At 44.8% G+C, this 13,906-nt stretch carries 11 protein-coding genes; 10 read left to right on the top strand and 1 reads right to left on the bottom strand.

What is annotated here, in order from left to right:
- Nucleotides 1-86: 86 nt before the first annotated feature.
- The 9 genes from B0E43_RS12545 to B0E43_RS12505 all read left to right on the top strand — a co-directional run bounded on the left by B0E43_RS12545 (nucleotide 87) and on the right by B0E43_RS12505 (nucleotide 10,110).
- Complete coding sequence (locus tag B0E43_RS12545; RefSeq protein WP_077350499.1) at nucleotides 87-560, top strand: hypothetical protein; 474 nt, start codon at nucleotides 87-89, stop codon at nucleotides 558-560.
- Nucleotides 561-569: 9 nt separating this feature from the next.
- Nucleotides 570-1,310, top strand: a complete 741-nt coding sequence (locus B0E43_RS12540; RefSeq protein ID WP_077350203.1) for a glucosamine-6-phosphate deaminase — start codon at nucleotides 570-572, stop codon at nucleotides 1,308-1,310.
- 176 nt (nucleotides 1,311-1,486) lie between these two features.
- Nucleotides 1,487-2,809, top strand: coding sequence for a sugar MFS transporter (locus B0E43_RS12535; RefSeq protein WP_077350201.1), 1,323 nt, complete (start codon nucleotides 1,487-1,489; stop codon nucleotides 2,807-2,809).
- Nucleotides 2,794-3,951 carry an N-acetylglucosamine-6-phosphate deacetylase gene (locus B0E43_RS12530; protein ID WP_077350199.1) on the top strand — a complete coding sequence of 386 codons (1,158 nt, stop codon included), beginning with the start codon at nucleotides 2,794-2,796 and terminating at the stop codon, nucleotides 3,949-3,951. The genes B0E43_RS12535 and B0E43_RS12530 overlap by 16 nt, the downstream gene beginning before the upstream one ends.
- 24 nt (nucleotides 3,952-3,975) lie before the next feature.
- Complete coding sequence (locus tag B0E43_RS12525; protein WP_077350197.1) at nucleotides 3,976-5,313, top strand: Gfo/Idh/MocA family protein; 1,338 nt, start codon at nucleotides 3,976-3,978, stop codon at nucleotides 5,311-5,313.
- A gap of 6 nt (nucleotides 5,314-5,319) precedes the next feature.
- Entirely contained in the window at nucleotides 5,320-6,477 is a 1,158-nt protein-coding gene (locus tag B0E43_RS12520; RefSeq protein WP_077350195.1) for an acyltransferase family protein, read from the top strand.
- Nucleotides 6,478-6,592: 115 nt separating this feature from the next.
- Entirely contained in the window at nucleotides 6,593-7,603 is a 1,011-nt protein-coding gene (locus B0E43_RS12515) for a Gfo/Idh/MocA family protein (RefSeq protein ID WP_077350193.1), read from the top strand.
- A gap of 269 nt (nucleotides 7,604-7,872) precedes the next feature.
- Nucleotides 7,873-8,325 carry a hypothetical protein gene (locus B0E43_RS12510; RefSeq protein ID WP_139352753.1) on the top strand — a complete coding sequence of 151 codons (453 nt, stop codon included), beginning with the start codon at nucleotides 7,873-7,875 and terminating at the stop codon, nucleotides 8,323-8,325.
- Nucleotides 8,326-8,475: 150 nt separating this feature from the next.
- On the top strand, nucleotides 8,476-10,110 hold the full coding sequence (locus B0E43_RS12505; protein ID WP_077350497.1) for a M1 family metallopeptidase: 1,635 nt from the start codon (nucleotides 8,476-8,478) through the stop codon (nucleotides 10,108-10,110).
- Here the strand turns inward: B0E43_RS12505 and B0E43_RS12500 are convergent.
- Nucleotides 10,097-11,116: a LacI family DNA-binding transcriptional regulator gene (locus B0E43_RS12500; RefSeq protein WP_077350189.1), complete on the bottom strand. Its 1,020-nt coding sequence runs from the start codon at nucleotides 11,114-11,116 to the stop codon at nucleotides 10,097-10,099. The two genes, B0E43_RS12505 and B0E43_RS12500, sit on opposite strands and share 14 nt — an antisense overlap.
- 133 nt (nucleotides 11,117-11,249) lie before the next feature.
- On the opposite strand from B0E43_RS12500, the gene B0E43_RS12495 reads away from it, so the two are divergent.
- Complete coding sequence (locus B0E43_RS12495) at nucleotides 11,250-13,862, top strand: family 20 glycosylhydrolase (protein WP_077350187.1); 2,613 nt, start codon at nucleotides 11,250-11,252, stop codon at nucleotides 13,860-13,862.
- The last annotated feature ends 44 nt before the right edge of the window (nucleotides 13,863-13,906 follow it).

The following is a 13,906-nucleotide window of genomic DNA, read 5'->3' as shown; positions in this document are numbered from 1 at the left end:
AGTAATTTGATTTAGGTCAAGGACCTATTTCTTTTCTTGTAGGATTCTGAACTCAAGCGATATCTTTGAAATCTAACATGAATCCAATGGAAATCCCCTCACTCGCCGAACTCAAAAAAGACCTTGGCTACCTTTCCGAGAAAGAGTTGATCGGACTGATCATCGATCTTTCGAAATTCAGCAGGGACAATAAGGCATTCCTATATTTCAAACTCAATGAAAAGGATCGACCTTTTTTGTTTGTGGATTCAGTAAAAGCAGAATTGGACGAAGCGTTTCAAACGGCCAATACAAGGAATTATCATTTGGCTAAAAAAGCATCCCAAACCATCCGGAGAAAACTGAACAAATCTCTTAAGTTGAGCAAAAACAAAGCGGATCAGGCCGAATTGATTCTATATTTCTGTGAGCAAATGAAAGAGTACGGATATGTGAATCATCGGCATCCTGTGATTGAGAACCTTTTTCAGGTACAACTCGGCAAAGCCCAAAAACTGATCGCAACCCTCCATGAAGACCTACAAAGTGACTTTTCCTTTAGAATTGAAGAATTATCTTAATCCAAACTAATGAATATCCATATTTCACCAAATCCAGCCGAAATGGGTCAGCACGCAGGAAAAGCCGGAATAGAGCTCATCCGACATGCCGTCCAAGCCCAAGGCTCCGCCAATGTCATCCTGGCAACGGGAACCAGCCAATTTGAAACACTGAATCAGCTTCTGGAAGAAAAAACTATTGATTGGTCCAAAGTCACCGTATTTCATTTGGACGAATACATTGGATTACCAATCACCCATCCTGCCAGTTTCCGAAAATACCTGGTGGAACGCTTTTTCAATCAAGTGCCGCAGCTCAAAAGTTACCATTTGATCGATGGGGAAAAAGACCCCGAAAAGGAATGCGAGCGACTTTCTAGCCAGATCCAAGCCCATCCCATTGATGTGGCCTTTGTGGGAATCGGGGAAAATGGGCACCTGGCATTCAACGATCCTCCTGCTGATTTTGAAACAGAAAAACCCTACCTCGTCGTCAATCTTGATCATGCCTGCCGAATGCAGCAATTGGGTGAAGGTTGGTTTCCAAACCTTGAAGCTGTACCGACTCAAGCCATAAGTATGTCTATCCGGCAGATCATGAAATCCAAAGCGATCATCTGCTCTGTTCCTGATTTGAGAAAAGCTCAGGCTGTGAAAGCCTGCATGAAAGGAGAGGTCACCAACATTCATCCAGCATCAATTCTGCAAACACACCCCAATTGTCAGGTGTTTCTGGATCAACCCTCTGCCAGCCTTCTTTCAAACCATTGATCTGAATTTCTTTGGATTGATGGGGAATAATTTGGTATTTACTTATTCTGATTAGTCAAGATTTTGGGTAAAGTTTTGATTCCTTTTGAAATTAAATTCTGGAAGAAAAAGCCCAAAATCTTGACCTCGTATTCATTTGCTGGATGAATGCCTAAGATTTATCACCCAAAATACCCATGTCAAAAACCATTGCAGTCAAAGTTGAATCCCTGAGTCAACGCGATACCTGGATCTCGATCGGGATCATCGGTACTCTGTTCTTTATTTTCGGCTTTGTTTCATGGGTCAATGCGATCCTGATTCCATATTTCAAAATTGCATTTACCCTCAGCAACTTCGATTCCTATCTGGTCGCATTTGCCTTTTACATTTCCTATTTGGTGATGTCGGTTCCTTCCTCTTATCTGCTCAAAGCTGTTGGGTTCAAAAAGGGGATGATGTTCGGATTTTTTGCCATGGCTTTGGGAGCTTTCATTTTTATCCCTGCCGCAATGGGTAGAACATACGAGGTTTTTTTGCTTGGACTTTTCACCCTCGGAACAGGACTTGCTGTCCTTCAAACTGCCGCCAATCCCTACGTAACAGTCTTGGGTCCCAAGGAGCGGGCAGCACAAAGGATCTCCGTCATGGGGATTTTCAACAAAGGAGCCGGGATATTGGCCCCGATCATCTTTGCAGCAGTGATCCTGAGAGTAGGGGATACCGAGCTTTTCCAGCAACTAGAAACGATGGCGGAAGCAGAAAAAAATGCTGCCTTGGATGAGTTAATCCGTAGAGTGATTGTGCCTTATGCAGTCGTGGGAACTGTATTACTAGCGTTGGGAATCTTGGTTCGGTTTTCACCTTTGCCGGAGATTGATACAGAGCACGAAAGCATCGAATTGGCCGAGGCAAATTCCGGTAAAACTTCGATTTTACAGTTTCCGCACCTGATTTTAGGTGCTGTGGGAATCTTTCTTCATGTAGGAACCCAAGTCATTGCGATCGATACAGTCATTGCCTATGCCAATTCTTTCGGGATTGGATTGATGGAAGCCAAGGTTTTTCCTTCATACACGCTCGCATCTACGATTTTGGGCTATCTGATCGGGATTTCTCTGATCCCAAAGGTTATCTCGCAAGTGAATATTCTAAGAATCTGTACGCTTTTAGGTTCGGTATTTACCTTGTTGATCATCTTCACTTCAGGTCAAGTCACCCTCCTTGGCATCACTTCGGATGTTTCGATTTGGTTTGTGGTCTTGTTGGGATTAGCCAATTCGTTGGTTTGGGCTGGAATCTGGCCTTTGGCTTTAGACGGTTTGGGGAGGTTTACCAAGCTGGGCGCATCGGTGATGATCATGGGCCTTTGTGGGAATGCCATTATGCCTTTGATTTACGGATATCTAGCTGATTTGTACGATGTTAGGATGGCTTATTGGATCTTGTTCCCATGCTATATGTATTTGGTTTTCTATGCGGTTTATGGTCATAAAATCAGAACATGGAAAGCAGCCTAATGCTATCGGGACGATCTTATTTGGATGGGAATAAGGTTGAAATTCAAATTTCCGAGGGAAGAATAGTTTCTGTTTTGCCAACCGAAAAAGACTTACCACAAGATGTGTTTATCGGACCCGGTTTTTTGGATATTCAGGTCAATGGATACGCCGGACTAGATTACAATCTTGTCCAAACAGATGTTTTGGCCCTGGGTCAAATCTCCCGAAAACTACTGGAGGTCGGCGTAACCACGCATTTTCCGACCATCATTACCAATTCACCAGAACAGGTTTCAGCTTTGATCAAACAGGTTGTGCGACTTCGAAAAGAAGACCGCCTGGCCCAATCCTGTATTCCGGGAATCCATATCGAAGGGCCATTTATTTCTCCGGAGGACGGTCCAAGAGGGGCACATTTCCGGGAATTTGTGCAGGCTCCTGATTGGGATTTGTTTCAAAAATGGATAGACCAAAGCGAAGGATTAATCCGAATGATCACCCTTTCCCCGGAATGGGAAGGAAGCGTTTCCTTTATTGAGAATTGCAGGGAAGCAGGTATTCTTGTTTCCATTGGCCATACGAATGCCAGTCATTCCCAAATAGTCGATGCTGTCAAGGCTGGAGCAAAGCTTTCTATCCACTTGGGAAATGGAATGCACGGCATGATTGCACGCCATCCGAATTATCTCTGGTCTCAACTTGCGGATGAAAATCTGGCTGCAACCATCATCGCAGATGGATTTCATCTTCCCTCTGAAGTGATCCAAGTCTTCAAAAAAGTCAAAGGCTCAAATCTAATGCTGGTTAGCGATTCGGTGGCTTTGGCCGGAATGCCTCCCGGAGACTACGAAGCTGCAGTGGGCGGAAAAGTCACCCTGACTCCGGAAAGAAAATTGCATCTCTATGGAAATTCCAACACCTTGGCCGGTTCAGCGATGAACATCATGCAGGGGGTGAATTTCCTCCTTAAAAATAACCTGGCAACCCTTTCGGAAGCTTGGGAAATGGCTTCAAATCGCCCTCAAAGGCTTTTTGATACCGCTTTTAACCCATTTCAGATTGGAGAAAAAGCGGATTTGATTTTAGCCAAACAACTGCCTAACCAAAGCCTTGAACTGCACAAAGTCATTAAAGACGGATTGGAAATCACTCCGAATTAACTCAAAGTCAAAAACCTTAGTCCTATGAAAAATAACCTCAACCGACGCAATTTCATCAAAACAGCCGCTACCGGAGCTCTGGGTCTAGGGGCGGTTTCTTCGGCTTTTTCTTTCAATATCCTTTCCCAATATCCGCTTAAAGACAAATACCGGGTTGCCGTAATCGGAGTAAACAGCCGGGGATCACAGCATATCCAGGCTTTTGCAAAAATTCCAAATGTGGAAATCGCATACATCTGTGATGTGGATTCAAGAGCGAGGGAAAAAGGAATTGAACTGGCCAAAACATCGGGTGTGCAAACTTTGCCGACTGGTTTGGTAGATTTCAGAAAAGCATTGGATGACAAAACTCTTGATGCCGTATCGATTGCCATGCCTGATTTCTGGCATACTCCAGCATCCATCATGGCCCTTCAGGCAGGCAAGCATGTCTATCTCGAAAAGCCAGGATCGCATAATCCCGCAGAATCAGAGCTTTTGGTAGAAGCAACCAAGAAATATGGAAAAATCGTCCAAATGGGCAATCAACGTAGGTCTTGGCCAAGAGTACAAGAGGCGATGAAAGAGCTTCATTCCGGGGCTATCGGCCGCGCCTATTACGCAAGAGCTTGGTACACCAACACTCGCCAAACGATCGGCAAAGGGAAGCCGGTTGCTATTCCGGATTGGCTGGATTTCGAACTCTGGCAGGGCCCTGCACCTCGGGCCGAATTCAAAGACAACTTGATTCACTATAACTGGCACTGGTTCTGGCATTGGGGCACAGGTGAAATCGTCAACAACGGCGTTCACTTTCTGGATCTGGCAAGATGGGGCTTGCAGGAAAATTACCCGATCAAGGCCTATTCCAGCGGGGGACGATACCAATACCAGGATGACTGGGAAACTCCCGACACTCAAATCGCAAGTTTTGACTTTGCCGATGGCAAATCCATCCTTTGGGAAGGCCGAAGCTGCAACGCACGCGACATCAACGCCATGGGTTCTGGTGTGTCTTTCCATGGGGAAAACGGCACTTTGGAACTCCTCAACAATTCCTACAAAATCTACGACAACAAAAACCAACTGGTCAAGTCAGCCGATCCGACCAGCAGTACCGTCGTGAACCAACAAGGCGCAGGCTTTGACATGGATATCGCCCACTTCACCAATTTCATCAATGCGATAGACAAGGGAGAAAGCCAGATTTCACCTTATCCTGAAATTCAAAAGAGTGTGTTGCTATGTCATTTAGGCAATATTTCCTACCGAACTGGAAGAGCTCTGGAAATTGACCAAAATTCAGGAAGGATACTTAAAGACAAGGATGCCATGAAACTTTGGGGTAGAGAATATCAAAAAGGCTGGGAACCCAAACTCTAAATAGCCATGGAATCTGAACCCCTGATCCAACTCTCCACGGATTCCAAAACCCTTGGAGAGTTAAAAACATCCAAGCGTTTAATTTCAATCGATGCCCTTCGTGGATTCGATATGTTGATGATTTGCGGTGCGGATGCTTTTTTCAAAAGCCTGGAGGGAAAAACTAATCTGGGATGGGTTGATGGACTTGCCCAACAATTTGAGCATCCTGAATGGGTGGGATTTGCTTTCTACGATTTCATTTTCCCTTTATTCCTTTTTGTAGCAGGAGTTTCCATTCCATTTTCCCTGGCAAAAGCAATGGAGGGAAAGGCTTCCAAAAAGGAAATCTACAGAAAGGCATTCGTCAGGATGCTGATTTTGATCGGCTTGGGTATGCTGGATAAAAATGCACCTTTTCCTTTCTTCGACTGGGAGCAGATCCGACTGGGAAGTGTGTTGGGTAGGATTGGAATCGCCGGATTTGTCACGGTAGTACTGTACCTCAATTTCGATTCAGTTAAGCGGCTGATGATTGTCGGAGGTATTCTTTTGCTCTATTATGCAGCTGTTTTCCTTGTTCCTGTTCCCGGATTTGGAGCCGGTGATTTGAGTTTTGAAGGAAATTTGGTCGGTTGGTTTGACCGGACTTTCCTGCCAGGGAGGCTCCTTCAGGGCCAATTTGATGAACTTGGCATTCTGACCACATTTCCAGCGATCTGCCTGACCATTTTGGGCTGTTTCGCCGGAGAAATCCTGAAAAAATCCACTTTATCCGAAAGCCAGAAGCTGAAACAACTGGTAGTAGTGGGCCTAGTCTGCGTCGCCATCGCCCTGGTCTGGAACATGCATTTCCCGATTTTCAAGCGGATGTGGACGAGTTCCTTCATTATGCTGACTTCCGGATTGGCCTTTCTTTCCCTTGCCATGTTTTATCTGGTCATTGACATCCTCAAGTTCCAGAAATGGGCTTTCTTCTTTGTCGTGGTAGGAATGAACAGTTTGACGATTTACATGATCTACCGTTTTGTCAACTTCAGGCATACCTCCAGGCTTTTGTTTGAGGGGCTTTACAAACCCTTGGGTGAAAATTGGATGCCGGTGATGGAAAGTTTGGGGGCTTTGGCTTTGGTTTGGCTGTTCTTGTATTTTCTGTATCGAAAGAAGATTTTCTTTAAGGTGTAGTTTTTTTGTCAACGGTCCACTGTCAGCAGTCCACAGCATTTAGAGGAAAAAACAATCGTCGTATTAAATTCAAAGATCCAATAATTAGCAACAAATATTTTATTATCAACTACTTATGAAATCATCCCGTCGATCATTTATAAAGAAAACCACAGCAATCGGAGCAGCTGCTAGCTTGAGTTCTTTGCCATTTTCATTGCTGGCAACAACTCAAGCAGATCCAATCAAAATCGGAATCATCGGACTGGACACTTCCCATGCCCCCGCTTTTACCAAGCTTTTCAACGCAGAAAATCCAAAGCCTGAATTGGCTGGTTTTCGGGTAGTGGCAGCCTATCCATACGGTAGCAGGGATATCAAATCCAGCATGGACAGGATACCCGGTTACATCGATCAGGTAAAAGAATTTGGAGTAGAAATCGTGGATTCGATTGAAGCTTTGCTACAAAAAGTAGATGTGGTCCTTCTCGAAACCAATGACGGGAAACCCCATTTAGAGCAAGCCAGAGCGGTATTCAAAGCCAAAAAGCCTGTATTCATTGACAAGCCGGTTGCAGGGTCTTTTGCTGATGCATTGAAAATCTATCAGGAGGCGGAAACTGCAGGTGTTCCGATGTTTTCGTCCTCTTCCCTTCGCTATCAAAAGAATGTTCATGCTGTCCGCCACGAAAACAAAATCGGGAAAGTCCTTTCCTGTGATGCATTCAGTCCGGCGACTTTGGAACCCAGCCATCCGGATTTGTTTTGGTACGGCATTCACGGAGTGGAAATTCTGTTTACAGCCATGGGAACAGGCTGTGAATCGGTGACCCGATTTTCAACTCCAGATGAGGAAGTAGTAGTGGGAATCTGGAAAGACGGCAGAATCGGGACATTCCGGGGAATGAGAAACGGAAAGCATGACTACGGAGGAACTGCTTTTGGCACTGAAGGAAATCTGTTTTTCGGTCCTTTTGAAGGATATGAGCCTTTGGCAATCCAAATCGCCGACTTTTTCCGGACAAAAAAAGTGCCCATCGATCCGAGAGAAACTCTGGAAATCTATGCCTTTATGGAAGCGGCAGATGAAAGCAAAAGACGGGGAGGGGTCAACGTGAATTTGGCAGAACTCATTTCTGGGAGCTAAAGCGAAACAGGGAAACATCCCGACCGAATTCCGAGAATGGCCAACTTGTAAGTTCCTGTCATTCAACTTTTGTCAATTGGATTGATGACTATTTGAATTTGTAGCGATGAATAAAAAAACTTAAACCTTTTCACGCTATGCACACCAAATATCCAGTTTTCGTATTCCTCTGTTTAGTTCTCGGATTAGCTTCATGCGCCGAAGTAGAAGAAGGGCCTGATAACCAAGCCAAAATTAACAACGTAATTCCACCAGAATTTGTCCAAACGGTGAAAGATCTCGGAATGGACGTCTTCCCAGGGAACACGCCGCCGGATGTGACAGGCACTTACTTCATGATCCCTAATCTGATGCTCCGCTCCAACATCACCGGTGACGTCCCTTCAAACACGGCGTTTGTTACTTATAACGTTACTTTCTCTTACTTTAACGAAGAGGATTTCAGTATCAGATTTGTGGGACTTGCTTCCGGAGAACGTGATGAAAGCGAATCCGCTGTCATTTCAGGATCAGGAAATAATTTTACAGTGTATGGGCGAAGTACCACGACGGTGGGATCAAACTCTGTAGTACTCGGCGTGATGTATTCTGGCACAATTGAAGACGAAAAAGTCAAAAATCTCAAGAGAGCTATCATTGTAATTGATGATTCAAAAGGAGGTCCCACGCTTATGAAAAAAGGTAACTCCCGAGTTTTTCACGATGGAGATAAGAGCTCTTAAACCAGATCAGATTCGAATTTAACCGAAAAGAAGCTACCTAGATCAGGTGGCTTTTTTTCTTCGCTGGGTTCCATTGATGTTCTAACGTTTGCATTGCTCAACTTTTTTGGAAAATTTGGCAACCCAGAACTAGAACTACCGCAAAAATCAATGAAATTTTCTCTTCGGATTCCCTTCACATTAGTCTTCTCGCTGATATCATTTGTTACTTTTTCCCAGAAGAAATATTCCCATGCAGACTCGCTCCGCGGTAGCATCACGCCGGAAAGGGAATGGTGGGATTTGAATCACTACCAATTAGCTGTAAAAATCTTTCCCGAAAACAAATCCATAAAAGGCTCGAATACAATTAGATATAAAGTTGTTTCTGAATACCAGCTTTTACAGCTTGACCTTCAGGAACCCTTGAAAATCACCTCAATAGTTCAGGATAGAGAGCTACTGGATTTCAAAAGGGAAGGGGCAGTTCATTGGGTGACCCTGAAGAAAAAGCAGGTTCCCGGCAGCTTCGAGGAACTGATCGTGAGTTATGAAGGCCAACCCAAAGAGGCCATTCGCCCGCCTTGGGATGGAGGAATCACCTGGTCCAAAGATTCCAATGGAAATCATTTCATTGCTTCATCCAATCAGGGAATCGGTTCCAGCATCTGGTGGCCATCCAAAGATCACCCAGCTGATGAAGTGGACAGCCTGATGATCAGCGTCACCGTACCCAAAGGCCTGATGGATATTTCCAATGGGCGCTTGGTCAACATCGAAATGGGGCAAATCACAGACACTTTTCACTGGTCAGTCCTTAATCCGATCAATGATTATGGGGTGAATATCAATATCGGAGATTACGCACATTTTGGAGAGAAATATGCCGGTGAAAAAGGCACGCTGGACATGGATTATTTTGTCCTGAAAGAAAATCTGGAAAAGGCCAAAGTCCATTTTCAGGACGCTGGACGCATGATCAAGGCCTTTGAGCATTGGTTTGGGCCTTATCCATTTTATGAAGACGGGTTTAAACTCGTCGATGCTCCATATTTAGGAATGGAGCACCAAAGCTCTGTCACTTATGGCAACGGATACCAAATGGGCTATCGTGGACGTGATCTCAGTGGCACTGGCTGGGGCCTGAAGTTTGACTTTATCATCATCCACGAGGCTGGACACGAGTGGTTTGCCAACAACATTACCTACAAGGATGTGGCGGATATGTGGATTCACGAAAGCTTTACCAATTACTCGGAAAGCTTGTTTTTGGAATACCATTATGGCAAGGAGGCTGGACAAGAGTACGTTCGGGGCACCCGGATGAACATCGCCAACGACATTCCGATAATCGGCACCTATGGGGTAAATCAGAGGGGTTCGGGAGATATGTACTACAAAGGCGGCAATCTGCTCAATATGCTTCGGGAGATTCTACAGGATGACAAAAAATGGAGACAAATCTTAAGAGGACTCAATCAGGAGTTTTACCATCAGACGGTGACTACGCAGCAGGTGGAAAGCTATATTTCTCAGGCATTTGGAATGGATTTGAAGCCGATTTTCGATCAATACCTGAGAGACGAAAGACTTCCGGTTTTGGAGTATTATTATTCTGATGAAAAGACCTTGAATTACCGCTGGGGCAATTGTATCGTGGGATTTACCATGCCGGTGGATGTGTTGTTGGGTGAAAAGGTCATTCGACTGAATTCCTCTACCCAATGGAAAGTCCTTGAGGTTGAGCAAAAAACGGATGTAATAATTGATCCAGATTACTATGTTGCAGGGTTTAAACTGAGATAAGGTTGCCTTTCGTAATGATTTCTATAGGCAGATATTCCTTTTCCTGGATCGTCTCCCCAAAAGCAAAATAATTGATGAAGCGGTTCAGGCTTTTTCGGGCCTGCCGCTCGGGATTTTGATTGATCAAAAAATCAATCCAGCCCCCTCTTAACAATTCGATATTTTTTGAAATCAGGTCAAATCCAATAAGTTTAACGTCCCTGCGATTCCTTTTCTGAAGGTATTCAGCCACAAGCCAGGTCTTGGAGGTACTGACCAGGCAAGCCGCAATGTCATGTTGGAAAGCAGCATCCAATTGGATCTCCAAATCCTGTTGCGTATCAATTGCAAAATTTTGGACCAATCGATTTGACTGGTTGGATTCCAAAAACTCTTTAAACCCAAGTTCTTTCTCGATCATGTCATGTGTTTTGGAACTAGGGGAGTCGATGTGAAACAGGGCAAAACTTCCTGGCCGATGGGTAATCATTTCCAGGAGCTGTGCGCATAGGATACCGCTTTGACGCAGGTCAGTACCTATAAAGGCCAACTGGTTGAAGCCCGGCAATTGGTTGTCAAACAGAATTGCCGGTATGGACACTTTTGCGCATTCGTTGAGAAGATTGGAACAGCTTTCTGGATGATTTGGCGCCAGAATCAGTCCATCAGGCTTCTCAAGTATGATCTGTTTTGCAAAGTGGTTAAACAGATTCTGGTTGTCAAGGGAATAAAAGTAGTTCTTGATTTCCAGGCCCTGTTTTTCTGCTTTGGTCAATAGACTCTCTATTCCCGTCCAGGCCTGTTGCCAATACTCATCCTCAGCAGGGTCAGGTATTAGGATAGCGACGGTAGCTTTCCGCTTTTTAGACAAGGAGCTTGCCATCAGGTTGGGTTTGTAGTTGATCTCAAGCGCTATTTTTTCAATTTTCTCTTTGGTTTCCTCCGAAACCCGGCCACGCCCATGCAACACCCTATCGACTGTACCAATGGATACACCTGCCAATTCTGCTATTTTTTTGATACTCATCAGGAATGTGTTTGAAAAGTGGTAGGCGCTTCCATATATTCGCGTTAACGTTAACGCAACTTAAGAATCTATTGTTTTTTTGCAAAACAAAGATTTTCGCGGAATGTGACCAAAAAGAAAAAAAGATCAACATATGAACTATACCTTCTTCCTCAGTCGTCTGTGTCTCTGTTTATTTGCCTCAATTTCATTGCTTTCCTGTTCCCGTAATTCTGAGGTCAATTTTGATTCCCTTTCGGATCTTGCCGTAAAATGGCGCATTGTAGAGAATACTCTTCAAGATACCTGCCGGGCTGAATTCACTTTTATCAATAATGGCCAATCTGATGTCAACTCCGGTAATTGGGCCTTGTATTTCAACCAAGCCACCTTGCGGATAGGACAATTGCCTGATTCGCTAAATGGGGTTGTGGAGCACGTCAATGGTGATTTGTATCGTTTTTTACCTGGTAAGGAATTCAAACTTAGCCCGGGTGATTCTATCAATATCAACTACTCCTATGTGGGCTTTATGATCAAAAATGGTGACTTGCCAGTAGGAGCGTACTTTGTTAGTAATCTTGGAGAGGAAAACGAGCAGGTGGTTTTGCCTGGAACATTTACGACCGCCCCTTTGGATAACCTGCAGGCACTTTTCCCTAATCCTGATATCCAATCGATTGTTCCAACGGCTGCTAACCAGTACTTCAAGAATCAGGAAATCACTGTAATTCCGAAGGAGAAAACAGGGAAAATTATTCCAACTCCGGCGAACATGGTGCAATCCGCCGGGAAGGTACAAGTCAATGAGGCCACCGTTATCGCCTACCAAAAAGGACTCGAAAACGAAGCACAGATCCTGAAGGAATCTGTAAAAAAGCTTTTCGGATTTAGCCTGAATTTAGTAGAAGGTAAAGCAACCGTACCTAACGCCATTGAACTGAGTCTCGCGCCAGTGACAGTTGCCGGAGTTTCTGCTGAAGCCTATCAGCTTTCAGTAAAACAAAATCATGCGATCCAGATTTCGGGCACCGATGCTGCCGGTGTATTTTATGGTGTACAAAGCCTTATTTCCCTGTTGTGGGCTGACAAAGATTCCAGTGGTGTATTTGCATCGGGTGTTGAAATTAAAGATGCGCCACGGTTTGCCTATCGTGGTTTCCTCCTCGACGTATCGCGCAATTTTCAGCAGAAGGAGGATGTATTGCGACTGATCGATTTGCTTTCCGCCTACAAAATCAACAAACTGAACATCAGAATTACAGAGGATGAAGGCTGGCGCATTGAAATCAATGGCTTGCCTGAGCTCACCCAAGTCGGGAGCAAACGGGGTCACACGCGCGATTCCAAAAACTGGCTTACTCCATCTTTTGGTTCAGGTCCGAATCCCGACTCTGAAAACAATTATGGAAAAGGGTATTACACCCGCGAAGATTTTAAGGAAATACTCAAATATGCCCAAAAACGCCATGTCCAGGTAATTCCGGAAGTTTGTCTCCCTAGCCATGCGAGAGCTGCCATCATGGCCATGGAAGCAAGGTATGATTTCTACATGGCTAAGAATGACCCCGAAAAGGCCAATGAATTCCGGCTGATCGATCCCGATGATAAGTCAGAATACCTCTCTGCCCAGATGTACAAGGACAACATCGTCAACGTGGCGCTTCCCTCGGTCTATCATTTTTATGAAACAGTGGTCAAAGATTTCATGGCCATGTACAAGGAAGCCGGATTGAAAATGACTGTCTTCAATACTGGGGGTGACGAAGTTCCCAACGGTGCCTGGGCCAAGTCGCCCTTGAGCATCGAATTGATGAAATCCTTACCCGAAATCAAGGACGCCAGACAGTTACAGGGGTATTTCCTGGAAAAGGCGATGGCGATTTTTGAAAAGTATGACCTGCAGGTGACCGGCTGGGAAGAGATCGTATTGAACAAAGACAGCGCAAACAATGCCACGGTCAATCCAAAGTTTGTTGGGAAAAACATCCTACCTCTAGTTTGGGATAATACCGGAGACAACATTGACCTGGGTTATCGAATCGCAAATGCAGGGTATCCAGTGATCTTGTGTAATGTCACAAACCTCTATTTCGATTTGGCTTATGATCTGGATCCAAAAGAAACCGGTTTGTACTGGGGAGGTTTTCAAGATGCAATCGACCCGTATGTGATGGCGCCTTATGATGTTTATAAAACAGCCAATTTCGATACCTACAGCAGGTTACTGCCCACCGAATCAAGCTATCCAGGCAAGCAAACGCTGCCAGTCGCAAACCGCAAAAATGTCGTGGGTATCCAGGCTCAATTGTGGAGTGAGACAATAAAGGGTGCCAAAATGATGGAGTACTACACGGCCTCCAAACTGTTCGCCTATGCCGAAAAAGCTTGGGCGCAGGCACCGGCTTGGGAGGAAGAAGCCGACATCAAGCAACGCAACAAATCTATCATGTCTGGTTGGAGTGCGCTGGCCAACAGCATTGGGCAAAATGAATTCTCAAAAATTGATGCCTGGTTTGGGGAGTACAATTATAGAATTGCTCCTCCGGGAGCCATCATTGAAGCAGGCACACTGAAAGCCAATGTGGCTTTTCCAGGATTGGTGATCCGCTACACTACCGATGGTACCGAACCAAGTATTGAATCACCTGTTTACGCCGGGCCTGTTCAGGTCACGGGCACGGTAAAGGTCAGAGCATTTAGCCAAAATGGAAAGGGCAGTAAAGTGCTTGACGTAAAGCAGTCTGACCAGATTCTTTTAAAATAATCCTGATTATCTAGGTGAATTTAAATTGAAAAAATCATTGGTAC

Origin of the sequence: Algoriphagus sp. A40 (assembly GCF_002002735.1) — a bacterium.
Classification (GTDB): domain Bacteria; phylum Bacteroidota; class Bacteroidia; order Cytophagales; family Cyclobacteriaceae; genus Algoriphagus.
Note: the sequence above shows the minus strand (reverse complement) of the source record. Positions and strands in the feature narration are given on the sequence as shown.